22 protein-coding genes are annotated in these 20212 nt (G+C 51.7%); 9 read left to right on the forward strand and 13 right to left on the reverse strand.

Features of this window, described 5'->3' with window-relative positions:
* Positions 1-81 precede the first annotated feature (81 nt).
* From CWS43_RS25650 to CWS43_RS25660, 3 genes are all read right to left on the reverse strand, one after another.
* On the reverse strand, positions 82-2832 hold the full coding sequence (locus CWS43_RS25650) for a hypothetical protein (RefSeq protein WP_101079981.1): 2751 nt from the start codon (positions 2830-2832) through the stop codon (positions 82-84).
* Between the two features lie 331 nt (positions 2833-3163).
* The gene (locus CWS43_RS25655; RefSeq protein ID WP_101079982.1) at positions 3164-3682 is read right to left on the reverse strand and encodes a chromate transporter; all 519 of its coding nucleotides are present in this window, start codon (positions 3680-3682) and stop codon (positions 3164-3166) included.
* Positions 3682-4266 carry a chromate transporter gene (locus CWS43_RS25660; protein ID WP_101080034.1) on the reverse strand — a complete coding sequence of 195 codons (585 nt, stop codon included), beginning with the start codon at positions 4264-4266 and terminating at the stop codon, positions 3682-3684. The genes CWS43_RS25655 and CWS43_RS25660 overlap by 1 nt, the downstream gene beginning before the upstream one ends.
* Positions 4267-4389: 123 nt before the next feature.
* Here CWS43_RS25660 and CWS43_RS25665 point away from each other — a divergent pair, with 123 nt between their 5' ends.
* Complete coding sequence (locus CWS43_RS25665; protein ID WP_198555929.1) at positions 4390-5307, forward strand: LysR family transcriptional regulator; 918 nt, start codon at positions 4390-4392, stop codon at positions 5305-5307.
* Here the strand turns inward: CWS43_RS25665 and CWS43_RS25670 are convergent.
* Positions 5304-5657, reverse strand: coding sequence for a helix-turn-helix transcriptional regulator (locus CWS43_RS25670; RefSeq protein ID WP_101079984.1), 354 nt, complete (start codon positions 5655-5657; stop codon positions 5304-5306). The genes CWS43_RS25665 and CWS43_RS25670 overlap by 4 nt on opposite strands.
* Positions 5658-5908: 251 nt before the next feature.
* On the opposite strand from CWS43_RS25670, the gene fusA reads away from it, so the two are divergent.
* A complete protein-coding gene (gene fusA, locus CWS43_RS25675; RefSeq protein WP_101079985.1) occupies positions 5909-8014 on the forward strand; it encodes an elongation factor G in 2106 nt (701 codons plus the stop codon).
* A 103-nt stretch (positions 8015-8117) separates the two neighbouring features.
* Here fusA and wrbA read toward each other — a convergent pair whose 3' ends face one another.
* On the reverse strand, positions 8118-8717 hold the full coding sequence (gene wrbA, locus CWS43_RS25680; protein ID WP_101079986.1) for an NAD(P)H:quinone oxidoreductase: 600 nt from the start codon (positions 8715-8717) through the stop codon (positions 8118-8120).
* 477 nt (positions 8718-9194) lie between these two features.
* On the opposite strand from wrbA, the gene CWS43_RS25685 reads away from it, so the two are divergent.
* The 3 genes from CWS43_RS25685 to CWS43_RS25695 are packed head-to-tail and all read left to right on the forward strand — an operon-like array spanning position 9195 to position 10433.
* Positions 9195-9686, forward strand: coding sequence for a type VI secretion system tube protein TssD (locus CWS43_RS25685; RefSeq protein ID WP_101079987.1), 492 nt, complete (start codon positions 9195-9197; stop codon positions 9684-9686).
* Between the two features lies 1 nt (position 9687).
* Positions 9688-10170 carry a DUF2778 domain-containing protein gene (locus tag CWS43_RS25690; protein WP_101079988.1) on the forward strand — a complete coding sequence of 161 codons (483 nt, stop codon included), beginning with the start codon at positions 9688-9690 and terminating at the stop codon, positions 10168-10170.
* Positions 10170-10433 (forward strand): hypothetical protein, encoded by a 264-nt coding sequence (locus CWS43_RS25695; RefSeq protein WP_101079989.1) that lies wholly within the window; start codon positions 10170-10172, stop codon positions 10431-10433. The genes CWS43_RS25690 and CWS43_RS25695 overlap by 1 nt, the downstream gene beginning before the upstream one ends.
* Positions 10434-10540: 107 nt before the next feature.
* Here the strand turns inward: CWS43_RS25695 and CWS43_RS25700 are convergent, their stop codons facing one another.
* The 5 genes from CWS43_RS25700 to CWS43_RS27640 form a co-directional block, all read right to left on the reverse strand.
* A complete protein-coding gene (locus CWS43_RS25700; RefSeq protein ID WP_101079990.1) occupies positions 10541-10978 on the reverse strand; it encodes a hypothetical protein in 438 nt (145 codons plus the stop codon).
* 87 nt (positions 10979-11065) lie between these two features.
* Positions 11066-11221, reverse strand: coding sequence for a hypothetical protein (locus tag CWS43_RS27330; protein WP_157825437.1), 156 nt, complete (start codon positions 11219-11221; stop codon positions 11066-11068).
* A gap of 14 nt (positions 11222-11235) precedes the next feature.
* Positions 11236-11457, reverse strand: coding sequence for a hypothetical protein (locus CWS43_RS25705; protein ID WP_101079991.1), 222 nt, complete (start codon positions 11455-11457; stop codon positions 11236-11238).
* Positions 11454-11870 (reverse strand): hypothetical protein, encoded by a 417-nt coding sequence (locus tag CWS43_RS25710; RefSeq protein ID WP_101079992.1) that lies wholly within the window; start codon positions 11868-11870, stop codon positions 11454-11456. Before CWS43_RS25710 ends, CWS43_RS25705 begins: the two co-directional genes overlap by 4 nt.
* A 69-nt stretch (positions 11871-11939) precedes the next feature.
* Positions 11940-13661 (reverse strand): YadA C-terminal domain-containing protein, encoded by a 1722-nt coding sequence (locus CWS43_RS27640; RefSeq protein WP_232777223.1) that lies wholly within the window; start codon positions 13659-13661, stop codon positions 11940-11942.
* A gap of 328 nt (positions 13662-13989) precedes the next feature.
* Here CWS43_RS27640 and CWS43_RS25720 point away from each other — a divergent pair, with 328 nt between their 5' ends.
* Positions 13990-14316 (forward strand): hypothetical protein, encoded by a 327-nt coding sequence (locus tag CWS43_RS25720; protein ID WP_101079993.1) that lies wholly within the window; start codon positions 13990-13992, stop codon positions 14314-14316.
* Between the two features lie 100 nt (positions 14317-14416).
* Here CWS43_RS25720 and CWS43_RS25725 read toward each other — a convergent pair whose 3' ends face one another.
* The gene (locus CWS43_RS25725; RefSeq protein WP_101079994.1) at positions 14417-14722 is read right to left on the reverse strand and encodes an EthD family reductase; all 306 of its coding nucleotides are present in this window, start codon (positions 14720-14722) and stop codon (positions 14417-14419) included.
* Positions 14723-14883: 161 nt separating this feature from the next.
* Between CWS43_RS25725 and CWS43_RS25730 the strand changes: the two genes are divergently transcribed.
* Positions 14884-16230, forward strand: coding sequence for a sodium:proton antiporter (locus CWS43_RS25730; RefSeq protein WP_101079995.1), 1347 nt, complete (start codon positions 14884-14886; stop codon positions 16228-16230).
* 69 nt (positions 16231-16299) lie between these two features.
* Here CWS43_RS25730 and znuB read toward each other — a convergent pair whose 3' ends face one another.
* Positions 16300-17085, reverse strand: a complete 786-nt coding sequence (gene znuB / locus CWS43_RS25735; RefSeq protein WP_101079996.1) for a zinc ABC transporter permease subunit ZnuB — start codon at positions 17083-17085, stop codon at positions 16300-16302.
* Positions 17082-17840 (reverse strand): zinc ABC transporter ATP-binding protein ZnuC, encoded by a 759-nt coding sequence (gene znuC / locus CWS43_RS25740; protein WP_101079997.1) that lies wholly within the window; start codon positions 17838-17840, stop codon positions 17082-17084. Before znuC ends, znuB begins: the two co-directional genes overlap by 4 nt.
* A gap of 95 nt (positions 17841-17935) precedes the next feature.
* On the opposite strand from znuC, the gene znuA reads away from it, so the two are divergent.
* Both znuA and mepM read left to right on the forward strand, forming a co-directional pair.
* Positions 17936-18856, forward strand: coding sequence for a zinc ABC transporter substrate-binding protein ZnuA (gene znuA, locus CWS43_RS25745; protein WP_101079998.1), 921 nt, complete (start codon positions 17936-17938; stop codon positions 18854-18856).
* A 20-nt stretch (positions 18857-18876) separates the two neighbouring features.
* Complete coding sequence (gene mepM, locus CWS43_RS25750) at positions 18877-20211, forward strand: murein DD-endopeptidase MepM (RefSeq protein WP_101079999.1); 1335 nt, start codon at positions 18877-18879, stop codon at positions 20209-20211.
* Position 20212 lies beyond the last annotated feature (1 nt).

The following is a 20212-nucleotide window of genomic DNA, read 5'->3' on the forward strand; positions in this document are numbered from 1 at the left end:
GCGCTGGATATTGCGATCGGGTTCGCAAATAAAAAAGCCGCCCGGTTTGGGCGGCTGAATGTAACCGGATATTGAATAGGATTATTTAGACGGGACTTCGTAAAGGATATTTCCCTGAAGTGCAGGGGGAACGCCGTCTACATAGACGTCTGAATTGGACGGCCACAGAGTTAGCGTCCCATCCTCGGCTAAGCCGCAAAAGCATTGAGGTATAGAGTATATTGCTCTGATGTTTTTCAACTGCGGTTGATCAAATGGAAGCTCGTCAATAAAGACACAGCAAGCTATTTCACCATTTGCACGTAATACTGAAAGCATGTTAAGGCCGGTTGTCACCGCAACAATATCTGTTAATGGAGCGATATATTTATCAAAGTCTCCATTTGTATTCCAGTTATTTACTATGGGTCCCCAGGCGACAACTTGTCCCGTTGAGCGCAGCCCAACAAAGGCCTGGTAAGCCCCAGACACAGAAGTAAAATCAGTTAATTCGCTCATTCCATCGGGTTGTTTATAACCAAAATTGCTACCCTGTCCCCATGTCACCACTTGCCCTGTCGCCCTTAAGGCAGTAAATACAGCGTTACATGCCGTAACGCTGACAATATCGGTTAACTGTTTAACCGCATCTGGTATTTCTGCACCAGAGTTCTGACTCCCCCAGGCAACAATCTGTCCATTTTTTCGCAACGCGACAATTGCAAAAGTGCCAGGGATAACGGCCACAATATCATTAAGTTGCGCAATATCTTCCGGCAGAGTTCCGCCCGAGGTTGGAAATCCCCATGCGACGATCTCTCCGGTTTTTCTCAGTGCCACAAAAGCTTCACTCCCGGCATACACCTGAACACAATCATTGAGCGCTTTAATCTCCGCAGGGACTTTTCCACCGGCATTTTGATAACCCCACGCATCAACCTGTCCACCTGAACGCAAAATAACAAATGCATTAGAATTTGAGGAGATAGCCACAACATCTTTTAAACTGGATATATTTTCCGGAACAGTGCCGCAAACTGATTTAGGAACTGAAGGCCATGCAAAAACCTGGCCTTCTGGGTTTATTAATGCGAAGGCATCCTCTGTGCAGACTAATTGTGTGGCAAGCTGTTTTGCCACTTGAGCAGAAGATAGTCCACATCCCCAGGTTGTCACTAATCCTTGATCCTGCAGTACAGACATTTCATTTTCAAAAAAATCACCAGCCCCCCAAATTAAATGGCCATAATTTCCAGTCATATTAGCCGTAGTCAGAGTAACCTGTATATTGCTGCCGGGTAAACATGCCTGAAGCTGTTTCTCTGGGTTAGTGTCGGTGAGCTTTTCACTCAGAATTTCAGAGTCTTCATCAACATAGCGCCACATCACCTGAACAGGTTGTAAAGTATCAGCATCCAGAGCGGCGATCATTCTCACTCCGACAGGATATGTTTGAGTTCCTCCCCCCATCGGTGATCTCGCTCCCATCAATTTCAGCCTGGCAGTAGGTGCATAAAAACTAATATTCCCCTGCAAATCAGCCGGTACATCAGCCATATCACCGCCGCTGTGCGTATTTCCCCATACGATAAGCGTATTGTCCGTTTTAATCGCAAAGAAGCTTTCGTGGTTAGCATATACCGCCTGAATATCTTTCAGCTCAGGCAGCATGCCCTCGCTGGTATATTTCCCCCAGCACACAACGCGCCCGTCGCTTTTAAGTGCAGCGACGGAATCCATTGTGGTGGTCAGGGCAACGACATTATTTAAACCCGTCGGGACCATGGCACCTTTAGAGTCGTCCCCCCATGCCGCAACCTGACCATTTGAGCGCAGCACGATGACGGCTGCATCGGTCATCTGGGCATCAACAATGTCGTCCATCAATTCGATTTCGGCAGGAATGTAGTTGCTGGTTCCCCATGTGACGATATGCCCGCTGGCCCGGCGGGCGATAAATGTTTGTAATGACCCGGCGATATCAACAACATCAGTCAGTGATGCCAGAATATCAGGCACCTTACCGCCGTGAGCCTCATCACCCCATGCGACGATTTGCCCATTAGCGCGGCGTGCGCTGAAGGCATAAGAAGTAGACTGTACATCCACAATGTCGTTCAGTAATTCCACTTCGACGGTTAATTTCCCGCCATTTGAGATATGCCCCCAGGCAACCACATGGCCGTTAGCGCGACGCGCAGCAAAAGCGCCAGAGCTTGCCTGAATATCAACGATATCGATCAACGCTGCTATGTCAGCGGGGAGGTCACTTGCATTCTCAGAACCCCAAACCACAATCTGCCCGGAGGCGCGTAATGCCGCCATTCCAGTTTCATTACCCCTGATCTCAATGATGTCATTCAACGCTAAAATATTGTCAGGAATGGCCATTATCTGGCCGGGGGCGGTCTGAAAACCCCATGAAAAAATCTGACCATTGGCATTGAGGGCACAAAGGGACTGATTTGAACCGGCAACGGCGATGATGTCATGATTCCGTTCGTTAACTGGCGGGACGCCGCCGCAGCTGTCAAGGCCCCATGACGTCACGGTACCGTCATTTTTACGGGCCGCGACGGAGAAAAAGTTGCCGTCGATGTTGCTGACATTGAGTGTGGCGCGGCCAGTATAATCAGCCGAACTGATGTAGAGCTTTTTGTGTGGCTGGGTGTCAATGAAACTATTTCCACTGATGGATGTTGACTCTCCATCATACTGCCAGTCTGCAATGACGGGCTCACCTGTTGTGTTATCCAGTGCGACCAGGCGGTGGCGCGTAAATAAATAACTGGTGGAGTTTTGAGTGCGGGCACCCATGATTTTCAATTGCTGTGTAAAATATAAAGTCGTCATTTAGAAATTCCATTTAAGTGATGATTAATACACGGTTAGGATATTTCAACAATAAACGTTGAATTGATTAGATAAACATAACGAGTAACTAGAGAGGAAGATGGCAGAATGATTTTGTATGTTAATGACTTCTTAATATATAATCCGAGGGATGGGCGTGTGCGGGGTTTATTTGCTGAGTGAATCAATAAGCATTTTATATAATATAATTTCACAGAGCACCTGACGTCGGAAACTAGAGAGCTCTGCTATTGGTCAGCAGGGGATAAATAATAGAACCTTTAATTAAAGCACGAGTACTCAAATTTAAAGGTTCTATCATTAACTGGCTTCAGCCCAACGCCAGCCCCAATACCGCGCCCACCGCCAGCACCCATAACGGATGGATGCGTTTGTTGAGGGCCATCAGCGTACACAGTGCAATCACACCGGCGAGGGTCAATGTGGTGGCGGAGGCTTTGGCGATTAGCAATCCGCTGGAGACCACCAGCCCGACGGTGACCGGCACCAGTCCGCGTTGGATCACCTGTCGCCACGGCCTGTCTTTGTAACGCTTCCAGCCGCCCATCACGATAATCGTCACGACAGAAGACGGGCCGAATTTTGCCAGTGAGGAAACCAGCAACCCGGACCACCCGGCGACCTGCCAGCCAATCAGCGGCACGATCATCATATTCGGGCCAGGCGCGGCCTGCGCCAGTGCGAACAGGGCGCTGAATTCCTGCGCGCTCATCCAGTGATGCACATCCACCACCGCACGTTGCATCTCGGGGAGGATGGTGTTTCCGCCGCCAAACGCCAGTAATGAAAGCTCGGTAAATAGCAGGGCGAGTGAGAGTAAAACGGCCATCAGAATTTACTCCGTGCGCAGATAAAAATGCTGACCGGCGCCAGCACCAGCATGACCGGCAACATCGGGATACGGAACACTGCAATGGCGATCACGCCCGCAGCGACCAGCGCCAGTTGCAGCCATTTTCCCCACAGCGGGGCGAGCATTTTAAGCCCCGTGGAGAGTAGCAATCCCGCCGCTGCCGCTGCCATACCGGCGAAAAGATGTTCTACCAGCGGTTCATTCTGATAACGCGCATAAACTAAACCGAGCAGCACAACGCAAATCGTCGGCGCGAGGATCAGCCCGAGGATGGCGGAAAGCGCACCACGCAGCCCGCGAAATTCCATCCCTAAGGCCACCGATAAATTGATGATATTGCCGCCGGGTAAAAACTGACACAGCCCGAGCAGTTCGGTGAACTGTGCGGCGGTCAGCCAGCGGCGTTTATCCACCAGCATGTGCCGCGCCATCGGCAGCACACCGCCAAAACCCGTCAGGCCCAGAACGAAAAAGCCCATGAAAAGTTGCCCGCAGTCGGGTGCAGGCGCAGTCTGATCTTCGGTGCTGAGCATAATTTTTTCCTGCGTGTAATCGGCCATCTCGACACTCTCCCTCAAATGTAATTCAAAGCCGCCAGAGGCGTAAATTTCGTTACGGATCATGCGCGCTGTCATGACATGATGTCTAATGCCTTTAATGGCGCCAACAGATACCCGGAGGGTATGGCAATGATCGAACTGAAACGGCTTAACGCCTTTGTCACCGTGGTGGAAGCCGGGAGTATTACCCGCGCGGCTGAACTGTTATTTATCCAGCAGCCTCCGCTGACCCGCCTGTTGCAGGGGCTGGAGCAGGATTTTGGCGTGATTTTATTGCAGCGTCTGCCGCGCGGGGTGATCCCGACCGAAGCCGGTGAAGTGCTGTTGCAGGAAGCGCGCGCCGTCCTGGCACGTGCCGAGCAACTGAATGCGGCAATGCGCCGTGCGGCACAGGGCGAACAGGGGCGCATCCGGATTGGATTCACAAGCTCCGCAGCGCTGCATACTTTTGTGCCTGCGCTGCTGCGCCGGTATCGCGAGATTTATCCGTCGGTCAGCACGCAGCTTGAGGAAAGCGGCAGCGGCGAGTTGCTGGAGGCGGTGGTGGCGGGGCAACTCGACGTGGCGTTTGTGCGAATGCCGGTCAAAGATATGCCGGAGCTGGAGATGGAAAAGGTGCTGGAAGAGCCGATGTGGGTCGCCGTTCCTGCCGGACACCGTCTGGCCGCGCGAACCTCCGCGAAGCCGCTAAAACTCGAAGAACTGAGCAATGAACCGTTTGTACTTTACCGTCGTCGCGCCGGGCAGGGGTTGTATGATGCGATACTCGCGGCGTATGTCCGCGCCGGATTCAGCCCGCATATCGTGCAGGAAGCGCCACGGCTGACGTCGTGCCTGAGTCTGGTCGGCGCGGGGCTGGGAATATCGATTGTTCCGGCGTCCATGACCCGGCTGGGTGGCGACGGCGTGGTGTTTTTGCCGCTGGATGCCAGCACGCAGCTCAGCGCGCCGTTGTATCTCGCCCGGCGGGAAGACAGCCATGCATCGTCTATAATAAGTACGTTTTGTCAGCTGGTTCGAAAGCAGCTGGCCGGGGATTAAAGATGTTGCCCGGAGATATGCTTTTGCGTGGATTCAATGGTAATGCCGTCGGATTCGATGGCGCTGAGCAGGCAATCAAGCAGGCCGGGGAAGCGTGCGTCCAGATCATCACGGCGCAGCGACAGTAAATTGGCGCGTCCGTCCGGGCGCTGCCAGATAACGCCGCTGTCGCGCAGCACACGCCAGTGGTGAGTCAGCGTCGATTTCGATAAGCCCTGCAACAGGGTGCCGCACGGGTGTTCGCCGCCTTTCGCTAAGGTGCGGATCACCGCCAGACGTAGCGGATTTCCCAGTGCAGTCAGCACATTTTCGAGACGGATCTGCTCGCGTTCAGGGTGGTTGGCTATCATCGGACTTTCCTTACTTAGACGTGTGTTAACGCGGCCGCGCAATATAGCTTATCCGTCTGCTGCTGTACAACGCGACGGCCTGTGACCGATTTCATCAATAGAATAAAATTATTGTACGACTATACACGTACAATTGTAGTATACTCTCCGCATTAAGAATTTTAGTAGTCACTTTATTTCTTAACTCAACTTTGTGACGGGATGTGAAATCACTCTCCGCCAACTTAGCCATCAACCAGTAAGGACGTTATATGGCTCGCAAAACGCCAATCGAGCGCTACCGCAATATCGGTATCTCAGCACACATCGACGCAGGTAAAACCACCACCACCGAGCGTATTCTTTTTTATACCGGCATGAACCATAAGCTGGGAGAAGTGCATGACGGCGGTGCGACCACAGACTGGATGGCTCAGGAACAGGAACGCGGCATTACGATTACGTCCGCTGCGGTGACCTGTTTCTGGCGCGGGATGGATCACTCGTTCGATGAGCATCGCATTAACATTATCGACACCCCGGGGCACGTGGATTTCACCATTGAAGTGGAACGTTCCATGCGTGTGCTCGACGGTGCGGTGATGGTGTACGACGCCGTGGGCGGCGTACAGCCACAGTCTGAAACCGTCTGGCGTCAGGCAAATAAATACAAAGTGCCGCGTCTGGCCTTCGTTAACAAAATGGACCGTCAGGGTGCAGACTTCTTCCGCGTCCGCCAGATGATGGTTGACCGCCTGAAAGCCAATCCGGTACCGATTGTTATTCCGATTGGCAGTGAAGAGCATTTCACCGGCGTGGTCGATCTGCGCAAAATGCGCGCGATCCTGTGGGATGACGAGACGCAGGGTATGACGTTTACCTATGAACCGATCCCGGCCGGTTTACAGCAGCTTGCGGAAGAATGGCGCGAAAAAATGGTCTCAGCGGCGGCGGAAGCCAATGATGAGCTGATGGATAAATATCTCGAAGAAGGCACGCTGACTGAGGATGAAATTACCCAAGGTCTGCGTCTGCGCACCATCGCCGGTGAAATCCAGCCGATGCTGTGCGGCAGTGCGTTTAAGAATAAAGGTGTTCAGCGCATGCTCGACGCCGTGGTCGAACTGATGCCGTCGCCGCTGGATATTCCGCCGGTTGCCGGTACGGACGAAGACGGCAACGAAGTGTTCCGTCATTCCGACGATAACGAGAAGTTCTCGGCGCTGGCATTCAAACTGATGACTGACCCCTATGTCGGCCAGCTGACGTTTGTCCGCGTTTATTCCGGCGTGCTGAAAAAAGGTGACAGCGTCTATAACCCTGTGCGCGGCAAGAAAGAACGTATCGGGCGTATCGTGCAGATGCATGCCAATGACCGCATCGAGATAGATGAAATCCGCGCCGGTGATATCGCGGCCTGTGTGGGCCTGAAAGATGTCACCACCGGTGAAACGCTGTGCGACCCGAGCGACATTATTACGCTGGTGCGCATGGAATTCCCGGATCCGGTGATTTCGCAGGCGATTGAACCGAAGACCAAGGCAGACCAGGAAAAAATGGGGATCGCGCTGTCACGGCTGGCATCGGAAGACCCGTCGTTCCGCATCCGCACCGATGAGGAATCCGGCCAGACGATCATTTCCGGGATGGGCGAGTTGCATCTGGAAATTATCGTTGACCGCATGAAACGTGAGTTCGGCGTGGAAGCCAACATCGGTAAACCGCAGGTAACCTATCGGGAAACTGTGCGCAAAACCGTGCAGGATGTCGAAGGGAAATTTGTGCGCCAGTCCGGTGGTAAAGGCCAGTACGGGCACGTTGTCTTCACGCTCGAACCGCTGCCGGCAGGCACCGGCTTTGAGTTTGTCGATGCCACCAAAGGGGGCGTTGTCCCGCGTGAGTATATCCCTGCGGTTGAAAAAGGGGTTACGGAAGCGCTGAACAACGGCATTCTGGCCGGGTATCCGGTGGTGGATGTGAAAGTCACGCTGACGTTCGGTTCTTACCACGAGGTCGACTCCTCGGAAATGGCGTTCAAAATGGCGGCCATCTTTGGTTTCAAAGAAGCGGCTAAACGCGCGGATCCGGTGATCCTCGAACCGATGATGAAAGTGGAAGTGGAAACTCCGGAAGAGTACGCCGGTGGCGTGATGGGCGATTTGTCCTCCCGTCGCGGTACGGTTCAGGGCATGGAAGAGATTGCGGGCGGCGGCGGTAAAATCATTAAAGCCGAAGTGCCGTTATCCGAGATGTTCGGCTACTCCACCGTTTTGCGCTCGATGTCGCAAGGTCGTGCAACCTACAGCATGGAGTTCAATCACTATGCCGAGGCACCGCGCAATGTTGCCGAAAACATCATTGCATCGCGGGGTAAATAACTGAAACGGGCGTAATCTCCGCTTAAGACAAAACGGTCCGCAAGGGCCGTTTTTTTTGGGAATTTAAGGCGCAAAGATTTGCGCCTTTTGCTGAAGTTACGTGTTAGCTGAACAATTTCTGGGTAATGGTGGCAACGTGTTTGCCCTGATGCACGGCAATACGCAACTCTTCTGCGCTTGGCTGACGTGAGCCGTCGCCGCCAGCTATTGTGGTTGCGCCGTAAGGTGTGCCGCCGCGAACCTGGGAAATATCGAATAATTCTGGGGTGGTGTAACCGATTGGGACGATGATCATGCCGTGGTGGGCGAGGGTAGTCCAGGTTGAGGCAATCGTCATTTCCTGACCGCCGCCGGTCCCCGTTGAGCTGAATACGCTGGCGACTTTGCCTGCCAGTGCGCCTTTGGCCCATAAGCCACCGGTCTGGTCGAGGAAGGTACGCATCTGGCTGGACATATTACCGAAACGGGTAGGGGTGCCAAGGATAATGGCGTCGTAGTCGGCAAGTTCTGCCGGTGACGCGACTTCTGCTGTCTGGCCGGTTTTCCCGCCTGCGGCTTTAAATGCCTCTTCCGGGATGGTTTCAGGGACGCGTTTTACCGTAACTTCAACACCGGGAACGCTGCGTGCGCCTTCAGCAACACTCTGCGCCATCGTTTCAATATGACCATACATGGAATGATAAAGAACCAGTACTTTTGCCATTTTTAACTCCTCATGAGGTGATGTTTGTTCCGTAGTTTGCTCTGGTTTCTGGCCTGCAATACGGGCGAACAATCCGCTTAAAAATCCCACATTTACTCCTCCGCCACATCCGGCGGTTGTGATGAGCAAGAGCCCCCATCGTCTGCGCATAGGGCATGAGTTACAAACGCAAATTTTTGAACAGGCTCATCAATTAATTAGGGCAATGCGATAACCGGGGAGATAGGTTTTGCTCATCGTCCTGTTTGCGTCTCTATAGAGTAGGACAGATTTGTCTACGGACTCGGGGCACGCCAATCAGCGGAACATTGTTGGGTTCCTTTTCCGTTTTAAATCAGAAAGATTTGTTGATGGGCCTGGGTGAGGTTTTTCTTTTGCCAGGTTTAATATTGCCATAAGCCAAATTTATGAATTTTCATTGTGGTGTTAGATTTATGTGGTTTTAATATACGCACTATAAATAAGGAGATTTGAAAAATGGCAATCCCTGCTTACCTGTTTCTTAAAGACGATGGCGGCGCTAACATCAAAGGGTCTGTTGATGTAAACGGTCGCGAAGGTTCAATAGAAATTCTTGGTTTCGGTCACTCTCTTCACATTCCCACTGATGGCAACACAGGCAAAATTACCGGGACACGCATTCATGGCGCTTTAGGTTTCGAAAAAGAATTCGATAGCTCAAGCCCGTACCTATACAAAGCTGTTGCAACCGGTCAGACGCTTCATTCAGCAGAATTCAAATGGTACAAGATTAATGATGCGGGTCAGGAAGTTGAGTATTTCAACATGATGCTTGAGGCCGTGAAAGTTGTCTCTGTTTGCCCTCTGATGCACAACATCAAAAATCCAGCCTTTGAAAAGCACAACCACAATGAAAGCGTGGAATTGCGCTATGAAAAAATCACGTGGAAATACCTTGATGGGAATGTTCAGTTCACTGACGCATGGAATGAAAGGGTGACAGCCTAAAATGCCGCTGACATGTAGCTTTGTGCTGAACGGAATGGAAACATCAATCTTAAGCTGTGCAGGTGTTGGCAATTTCCCCGCCTTTTCCGGTCGCTTTGCTGGTCGCAACAATCCGACATTAACAAACGTTGCAATGAGCGGGGCGTTACCCGTGGGGCGTTATTACATCGTAAGCCGTGAGTCTGGCGGGCGTCTTGGTGCCGTTCGAATGGCTGCGTTGAAATATATCTATGGGGCTGCGCGTGAAGATTGGTTTTCCCTGTACCGCGATGACGGAAAAATCAATGATGAGACTTTCATAGAGGGCGTGAAGCGTGGAAATTTCCGGCTTCATCCAATTGGGCCATTGGGTTTAAGTGAGGGCTGTATCACAATGACGTCACTTGCAGAGTTCGATTACCTACGCGCCGCGCTCATGGCAACATCTATGATTACAATTCCTGGCTCATCCCTGAAGGCGCACGGAATCATGAAGGTTTCATAGTGACTAAATGGCTTGTGCGGTTTCTGCTGGCTGTGGGGTACGTGCTGGCGTTCATAATCCTGACCGTTCTGTTCACTCAGGTGATAGATAATTTTATCACTGAGAACACTATACGGGCTTATGCGGGCTTCTTTGGTGTGTATGATGCTGAAGGCATTCTTGATGCATACCAGAACACAGCGGTGTGCGTGTCAGCGGTTGGTGGGGTGTTGGTTATTCTGCTTTGCCGTTGGTATGTGCTCAGAATGAAGAACCAAGACTGATTTCACCATCAAAGCCATGCCGTAACATTCTCAAGTTGCTGTATGGCTTTTTCTTTGGTGTCGCGACGTGGAATCTATAAAACTGGAGTCTGTTCAATATTTTTCATTTATTCTCCTGCGTAAGTCAGGAAGAAGGTTTCCTGAGTCATGTTTTCGAGGTCGTTCGGTGCTGACGCTTTCCATGTTTTGAAAATCACTTGCTCGTCACCATAAAAAACAACCGTTCCGACCATGCCATCATCATTCGCACTCGTTCGCAGATTAACCACGTGATAGGTGTTTTTGTCTTTGCCGTCCTGCTTTGCGAAGAACCAATTACCCTGACCGTATGCGGCACCATCTTGTTTGAATACAAACTTGATAACAGTATCTCTGACTTTATGAATTTCGACAGAGCGTCCAGCTGTTGAGCAACTTCCGTAGAAGGATTTTCCGTCTTTCTCACCACAGTAAACATAATCCCAAGGTGCGCCACTGTTGATGTATTCAGCTGCGTGCAGGCCACCAGATAAGGACAACATGGTTACCAGTAAAATTTTCTTCATGGTGGATATTTCCGGATAGAATTTTGAGTTGTTAGGAATTTTCTTGTGCATTTAGTGCGATACATAACGCAAATTCTATGCGATGGGTCATTGAATGCCATGTACAGAAGCAATAGCGATATTGTGCAACGCTTTAGCGTTATGCATATTCTCGCGGTTATCCTCGATGACCTGAACGGTTTGTGCCTGAACACTGCCCGTGAGGAGGGCTGCCGTAATCAGGTATTTTATGAGGGCTTTCATTGTTCCGGGGCTCCTTAGTTCACCGGTTCCCAGCTCACCAGCACCGCGACTTCATCGGGTTTCGCGATGAATTTACTGAGCGTCGCGGTGTGGCCGTCTCGCATCATTACTGATACAGCCACGCCGGTGACACCGTCAGACAGGGGTGTTTCCTCAACCCGCTGTAACATTTTCAGGCAGGTGTATTGCTGCTCCGGGGGTAAATGTTTGAACTGATCGGTATGGTGTTTTTTCATACTGTCGTCCTGCCGTAAATCTGCCCGTCACGCATCAGCACCACTTTATGTGTGCGCTTGTAGTAGATCGCCGTAAAAATGCCTTTGCGGTAAACCTGAGCATCCGCGTTATCTTCATCCAGTGCTGCTGCCGTGCTTTCGATGTATCCCTGCTTATCTGCGGGAAAGATTTTGATATCAATACCTTTGATTCGGACATGCACGACGCGTTTGGCCGTCTGCGCATATTGCTTTGCCGCATTTTCCATTGCCTGCTTCATTGCCGTATTCTGAACCGCCGTCTGGCGGTTTTGCTCAGCGATATAACACGCGTCTTTGGATATTCCCTGCGCCTGGCAATCCGCCATCCGGGATGCCTGAGATGAACAACCGGCGAGCAAAACCAGCGTCGTGGCGATAAAAATTTTTTTCATAAAATGCCCGTTAAATTCGTTCAGTTGTATGCCGTGGCTGACTTTTGCCAGCCACGGATAATGATTTTATTACCAGCCCACGCTCACACCTGCGCCGTAACCGACATTGTCCTGTGAGTCGTCGGAAACGGTCATTTTGACGATAGTGGCGTGCCCGGCGTGGAAGGAAGCGCCGACGGAAAGCGCATTTTCGGAATCGTAACCCCCGATGCCTGCACCGACGGCAAACTGCTGGGATTCCTGAACCTGAGGGATATTGGCCTGAGCCATCGCGGAGGCAGAGCCTGCAGCGGCTTCTTTTTTGTTGTCATCAACCTCAGATTTCAATGAACTGAATTTCTGATTGGTGTAGGACTCAGATTCCGAAAGAACCTGTTTATCTGCCTGATAGCGCGCATGAGATTCTGACAACACTTCGGCATGATTCTGCTCAGCCTCAATATTGAGGGAGGTAATTTGTGCATCGTAATATGCAGAGCGGACTTCTTGCTGAACGACCGGCTGCTGAGCCGGGGTTGCGGTAAGCTTTTCGATGGTTTGATGATCGGCCGTTTGCTGGGTTATCAGGGAATGCACTGCGGCGTTGGTAGCGGCAGCATTCATTTGGGTGAGACGGGTGTTGCTGTCTTGCTGAACGACCGGGATAGATGCCTGGACTATCGCTTTGGTCTGAGCGGCATCGTGCGCGGCAAGCATTCCCTGAATGCGATCCGACTGGCGGATATTTTCACGGGCGTTTGCGCCATCAATACTTTCCTGTGCGGCTTGTGTGGCTTTATCCTGCTCGGTGTCCGTGCCTAACTGGCGTACTTTGTCGTGAGCGTAAAGTTTTTGATCGACTTTCTGATTGGCAGTTTGCTGTGCTTTATCCGCGGCATTTTGAGCCTGCTGAATACCGTGATCCTGGTCAGTATCAGTGCCCAGTTGGCGTTTTTTGTCATTAGCGTAAAGCGACTGATCAACTTTACCTGCAATTGCATTTTTATTTGACGCAATATCCAGCTTGTTTTGGTTTGCTTCGTTGCCCAATGCGACGGTCACAACGTGGTCGGTATCAACCTGAGACGACAGATTTTTCACAGCACTGTTGGTATCCGCAATGTTGTGCGTATTGTCCGTAATCTGGTTTGCCAGCCTCTGGTTGACAGTAGCCTGTGCCGCCTTGTTGGCAGCGATGTCGTCTTTGTTCTGGTTAACGCCTTGGGCGGTTGCACGGATCAAACCTGCGTTATCGTCGATGTCTTTGCGGTTATCGGCAATTGCATCCTGATTGGCCTTAATCAACCCGGATTGGACAAAGTTGCCTTTAAGCGCTGCGGTAGCATTAATACTGGCATGTGTTGCAGTCGTCTGAGCTGTTTGAATCGCAGCGTCCTGTTCAACGTTTTTAGCAGCATTATTGTCAATATCTACTTGCGCAACCATGATGGCATGGTGGTTATTATCAATCTTGTTGTTAGACCAGTTAACATCATGCTGAAGGGAAGATAGCGAATTATCCTGTGATTTTTCATGGGTTTGTGCTGCTTTCAAAGCATCGAAACGAACTTTCAATTCCGTCTGAGAAGGGACGCTGGTAGGTGCTGCTGCTTGAGGTTTTTGTACGTCAACATCAGAAGCCGAAACAGGAGCCGCAGCGACTGCCATAGCCGCAACAGTGACCGCCATTAAAACACGGCGAATGGTCGAAGCCGATACTCCGAAATAACGCGCCAATTCCGATTTGTTATGATTCCCTGCGATGTAAGCATTAACGATCTGAGTATTACGGTCTGTTACCTGAGCTTTCATGAGTTTTTTCCGACATTGAAATAAGTATCTAATAGCGACAAATAAATGCACCAGCAGGACGACATTTCTGTCCCCTTACGAAAATCATACATACGATGAATGTGACTTGTTTCACACATTCACGGTCATTTGACTTATGTCAAGAAACGTAAAGTTAAACCGCTACATGAAATTGTTTCACTTAGCGCGATTATTTGTAGCTAACAGACACTGTTTTATGCCTCTAAAGAGGTAAAAACTCGGATTTTTGGTAGCGGATAGCGACGTAATGAAATCCCTACGGGATTCTTGTACAATGTGTCGGGCTTAAGAAATTGGAGATAAGGCTATGGCAGATAACGCAAATGAGTTTTTGGATTACGTTCAGCGGTTGAATATCGATCAGCCGGCGTTGTGTATCCTGCTTGGCTTGCCCCGCAGTACATTAAATAAGTGGATTAACGGCACAGTGACGCAAATTCCTCAGGTGGCAGTGACGGCGGTGAGAATGTTGTGGTTCATGCGAGAAAGCGATGAAGCCCTGTTCGAAAAATGGGCGATGGTGCAGGATTTTGGTGTGACAGCAGAATATGCGGTGAACGATAAAGCGCAGGTATTTCTGCATACCATTAAGCGTGAACCGAGCACGCCGATTAAAAGATTACTGAGTAAATAAGTTTTCAGGCGGGAGTAAAAGGGCGCTAAAAGCCCGTTAAAAAAGGCGATAGACCTGCTGAGGTTTATCGCCTTTTTTATTTATGCGTTGAGCAAATTGTTCAGACAACAACCTCAAAAATCATCTTAACGGGTTCGATATTGGTGAAGTTGGCCACGTCTGCCACAAAGTCAGCGGCGTTATCTTTCATGCCTTGCTCAAAATCTTCCATTGAATTGCAGTAAATATGGCATGCCGCGATAAACGGAGCATCGGCCGGGGCATTTTCAGGGATTTTGTCGATGGCATAGGAATGGCAAAACGCTCCCATGCGGCTTTTAATCAGCGGCAAATGCACGTCACGGTAATAGTCATGATCAAAGGTTCCGTTTTTGATGTTTGGGTATAGCACGCTGTATTTAATCAATTTATTACCTTCGATATTTAAAATATAGAGCAGAGAAGAGAGTCAAAACAGACAAATAGTCTAGCGCACGGTTAATGACCTTGCCGCGCCTTTTGTGCCCGAAAACGTCTGAGTTTCGCGATGTACTACGCTTAGACGATGGCATTTTAAAAGGACGATACATGGGTTTTCTGGGATGGACCGCCGCAGTGGGCGGATTGTTGTTAATTATGTCTCTGGCGTCGGGATGGATTTCCCGCGGGCCGGTGACGACTTTTGGATTGTATCTTGCTGCAGGTGTGGTGTGCGGCCCCTGGGTTCTGGATTTACTGCACGTTGATCTGGTGGCGTATTCAACGCTGACTGCGCGTTTTACCGAAATCGCGATGGCTGCTTCGCTCTTTATTACCGGCCTCAAGCTCAGGTTGCCTTTCCGTTCGCAAAGCTGGCGTGTCGGCGCGGTGCTGGCGTTTCCCGCGATGCTGCTGACGGTGCTGTGCGTTACCGTGATGACACATTACATCACCGGCCTTTCCTGGCCGCTGGCGCTGGCTTTGGGTGCGATTATCGCACCCACGGATCCCGTTCTGGCGAGCATGATTGCGGTCAATGATGCGAATGACGATGACGGCCTTCGGGTTGCGCTGTCGAGCGAAGCGGGGATGAACGACGGCTCGGCGCTGCCTGTTCTGATGCTGGCTTTGATGTTGTTTACCGCGCACGAAGGGTTGTCGTCGGAGGCCATCTGGCACTGGGCGTGGCGAGATGTTGTTTGGGCACTGCTCGGCGGGCTGGGGATTGGTTTCGCGATGGGGAAAGGGGTCGGGCTGATCGCTACGCGGTTTCACAGCAAACAGCGGTCGGTTGCGCCGAGTGATTTTCTGGCGCTGTCGCTGATTGCGCTGAGTTATGCCGCCGCGCAAAGCCTCGATGCATCGGGCTTTCTGGCGGCTTTTGCGGCGGGCGTCGGGTTGCGCAGTGCTGAGGTGCGTGTGGTATCGCTGCATCCGCCGGAAGATCTGGAAGAAGGGCGGCGGCCACCGCCCGCAGAAGGGATGGTAAACCCTCATCAGCGCCACAGTATGCAGGCGGAAATGCCGCGAAACTCTATCGGGCTGATGGTCGGCGATGCGTTGTCCTTCGGGGATACCATTGAGCGAATTTTTGCCGCCGGGATTGTGATGGTGCTGGGGATAACGCTGGCCGAACACTGGGAGCCGATGGGGCTGCTGATCGCCGCCATTTTATTTATCGTTATCCGCCCGCTTGCCGTATATCTCACGACAATGGGCATCCGCGTGCCGCACGGACGAAGGCTAATGATTGGTTGGTTTGGCATTCGCGGGATTGGCAGTATGAACTACATTGCTTATGCCTGGACGCACGGGCTGCACGGCGCGGACGCTAATTACATGACCAATATTGCGTTTACGGTGATCGTCGCCAGCGTGGTTATCCACGGGCTGACGGTATCGCCGGTGCTGCACTGGCGCCAGTCGAGGCAGGCTGCGAGGGCGCAAAAAGAATAGAACAGGTAGAAACGAAAACGGACGCTCAGGGCGTCCGTTTTTACAGGTGTTTCTTTAGTGATATTGCCGTCAGGCAATCTGCTTTTTGCCGAGACTGAGCATAAACAGCACCGCAGCGGAAAGCACAACGGACGGGCCCGCCGGTGTGTCGTAGAATGCTGAAAACGTCAGACCGGCTGTGACGGCGATAATGCCAATCGCAATTGCCACGGTCGCCATCTGTTCAGGTGTTTTCGCAAAGCGTCGCGCCGTGGCGGCAGGAATAATCAGCAGCGATGTGATGATCAGCGCCCCGACAAATTTCATCGCCAGACCAATAGTCAGCGCCGTGACCAGCATCAGGATGATCCGCGAACGTTGCAGGTTTACACCGTCGACGTGCGCCAGTTCCGGGCTGATGGTCATCGAAAGTAACGCCCGCCATTGCCAGCAAAGTACCGCAATCACGATAGTAACACCGACGGCAATCATCCAGATATCGCTGTAGGTCACCGACAGCAAATCACCGAACAGATACGCCATCAGATCCACGCGAACGCCGGACATCAGGCTGACCACCACCAGACCGAGCGATAATGCGCTGTGCGCCATAATCCCCAGCAGGGTATCGACGGCCAGATGCGGTTTGCGCTCCAGCGCTACCAGCAAAACTGCCAGCAATAATGTCACGGCAATGACGGTGTAAAACGGATTGACGTTGAGCAGCAGGCCGAACGCGACGCCGAGCAGGGACGCGTGAGCCAGTGTATCGCCGAAATAGGACATACGGCGCCAGACGACAAAAGAGCCCAGCGGACCGGCGGCAATCGCCAGCAAAACACCGGCGATCCAGCCGGGTAATAACAGCGCGATCATGCGTCACGGCCTCCGGTGTTGCGCAAAATAATCTTCCCTTTTAAATCGTGGCGATGATTATGGTTATGACGGTAAATGGCCAGCTGTTCTGCTCCCCGGTTGCCAAACATGGCAATAAATTCAGGGTGTGTGGACACGACTTCCGGTGAGCCGGAACAGCAAATATGCTGATTCAGGCACAACACTTCGTCGGTTTTCGCCATCACCAGATGCAGGTCGTGCGACACCATCAGCACGGCGCAACCGAGCTCACAGCGCAGGTTGTCGATAAGGTTGTACAGCGCAACCTGGCCGTTGACGTCTACGCCTTGCGTCGGTTCATCGAGCACCAGAAGTTGCGGGCCGTTGAGAAGCGCGCGCGCCAGTAAAACGCGCTGGTTTTCACCGCCGGATAATTTTTGCATCGGCTGATCGAGAAGATGCGCCGCCTGAACGCGTTTCAGCGCAGGCAAAATATCGCTTTTTTTCACGCCGGGTTTCAGGCGCATAAAACGACTGACGGTCAGCGGCATCGTCGGGTCAAGATGAATTTTTTGCGGAACATAGCCGATGCGTAAGCCCGGCTCGCACGTCATCGTGCCTTCGGTTGGCGCAATCAGGCCAAGCACAACGCGCACTAACGTTGATTTCCCGGCACCATTCGGGCCAAGCAGGGTCAGTATTTTCCCCGGTTGCAGGCTCAGCGAGATGTTGGACAACACGCGGCGTGTACCGAAAGTAACCGAGATATTTTGAAGCGTAGCTAATGTGGGCATGTCATAGGGTCTTGCAGAACAAATCGGATGTTATAATATTGCGTTTCGCGAAAAATAACCAGTTTTCCCCCAACACGAAGATGAGTTCACCCCGCATGATACAGAAAAAAAGCGTTAAACGGATGTTACTGGCCGCCGCAATATTGAGTTCCGGTGTGGTTTTCAACACACAGGCCGTCGTTTTGGCTTCTGTTCGCCCGCTGGGTTTTATCGCTTCAGCGATTGCCGATGGTGTTATGCCGACTGAAGTTTTGCTGCCGGACGGAGCATCACCGCATGATTTTGCGCTGCGTCCTTCGGATATTGCGCGTATGCGCAGCGCCGATCTGGTGGTGTGGGTGGGGCCGGAAATGGAAGCCTTCATGACGAAATCGGCTGCGCAACTGTCGCCGAACCGTCAGGTAGAAATTGCGATGCTGCCCGCGGTAAAACCGTTGCTGATAAAAGGCAGCGATGATGATGAGCATGACCACGGTCACGACGATGGCGATCATCATCATGGCGAATACAATATGCACGTCTGGCTGTCGCCGGAAATCGCACGCGAGACCGCGATTGTCATTCATAACAAGCTCGTAGCGCTGGTTCCGCAGAAAAAGCAACAATTAGATGCAAATTTGTCGCATTTTGAAGAGAGCTTGACAAAAGCTGACAAAAACCTTGGTAGTATTCTGCAACCTGTTCAGGGTAAGGGATATTTTGTTTTTCACGATGCCTATGGCTACTTTGAAAAACACTTCGGCCTTTCGCCACTTGGTCACTTCACGATCAATCCCGAAATACAACCTGGCGCACAGCGTTTACATCTCATTCGAACACAGTTGGTTGAGCAAAAAGCGACCTGCATTTTTGCTGAGCCACAATTCAGGCCAGCCGTTATAACGGCTGTTGCCCAGGGAACAACAGTGCGTATGGGCACATTGGATCCGCTGGGGAGCGGCATTGTATTGGGTGCGGACAGCTACGTGAACTTTCTGTCACAGCTGACGAACCAGTATTTGAGCTGCCTGAAGTAAGCTAAAAGGACAGAATTTAAGTGCAGCTGATAGCCCGTTCTATCGCTCTGGCGTATAGCAACCTTCCACGGCCCCACCGCATTATGCTGGGGTCGCTGACCGTCGTCACACTGGCCGTCGCCGTCTGGAAACCGTTAGCCTATCACCCGGACAATGACCTTTCCGATACCAAACCGTTGGTTAAAAACATCACGTTAGACAACCAGCAACTTCGTTCACTGCTTCCCGAAGCCAGTGAGCCTATCGATCAGTCGCCTCCGGCTGACGATGATATCCCTCAGGACGATCTGGACGATAAAACCGCGAACGAAGCGGGCGTTCATGAATACGTGGTTTCTACCGGCGATACCCTCAGCAGCATTCTGAATCAGTACGGCATTGATATGTCGGAAATTGCTGCGCTTTCGGATGCTAACCGTGATTTACGCAACCTGAAGATTGGTCAGCAACTGTCATGGACGTTAAACGACGCGGGCGATTTACAGCGCCTGACGTGGGAGAAATCCCGCCGTGAAACGTACACGTTTGACCGCTCCGGCAATACCTTCAAATCTTCACTCGAAACCCTCAAAGGTGAGTGGAAAGACTCGGTCATGAAGGGCACGCTGAACGGCAGTTTCGTGACCAGTGCCAAAGCGGCAGGGTTAACCAGCGGTGAAGTCAGTGCGGTGATCAAAGCATTACAGTGGCAACTCGATTTTCGTAAATTGCAAAAAGGCGATGATTTCGCGGTGCTGATGTCTCACGAAGTGCTGGATGGGAAAAGCGAGCAAAGCGAATTGCAGGCCGTGCATATGCGCTCCGGTGGTAAAGATTATTACGCCGTCCGTGCAGAGGACGGAAAATTCTACGACCGCACCGGCAGCGGGCTGGCGAAAGGTTTCCTGCGCTTCCCGACCGGAAAACAATACCGCGTTTCTTCAAACTTTAACCCACGTCGCCTTAACCCGGTGACTGGCCGCGTGGCGCCACACCGTGGTGTCGATTTCGCAGTGCCGGTCGGTACGCCAGTGCTTGCGGTGGGCGATGGCGAAGTCGTTATGGCTAAAAATGGTGGGGCTGCGGGCAACTATGTCGCTATCCGTCATGGCCGTCAGTACATGACCCGCTACATGCATTTGCGCAAAATCCTTGTGAAACCGGGGCAGAAAGTGAAGCGTGGTGACCGCATTGCGCTTTCCGGCAACACAGGCCGTTCAACCGGCCCGCACCTGCATTTCGAAATGTGGATTAACCAGCTGGCCGTCAATCCTCTGACCGCCAAATTGCCTCGTACCGAAGGGCTGACAGGTAAAGATCGTAGTACTTATCTGGCCACGGTCCGCCAGGTTGTTCCGCAACTGAAGCTGGACTGAT

The sequence above is a fragment of the Rahnella sp. AA genome (assembly GCF_002834385.1).
GTDB lineage: Bacteria > Pseudomonadota > Gammaproteobacteria > Enterobacterales > Enterobacteriaceae > Rahnella.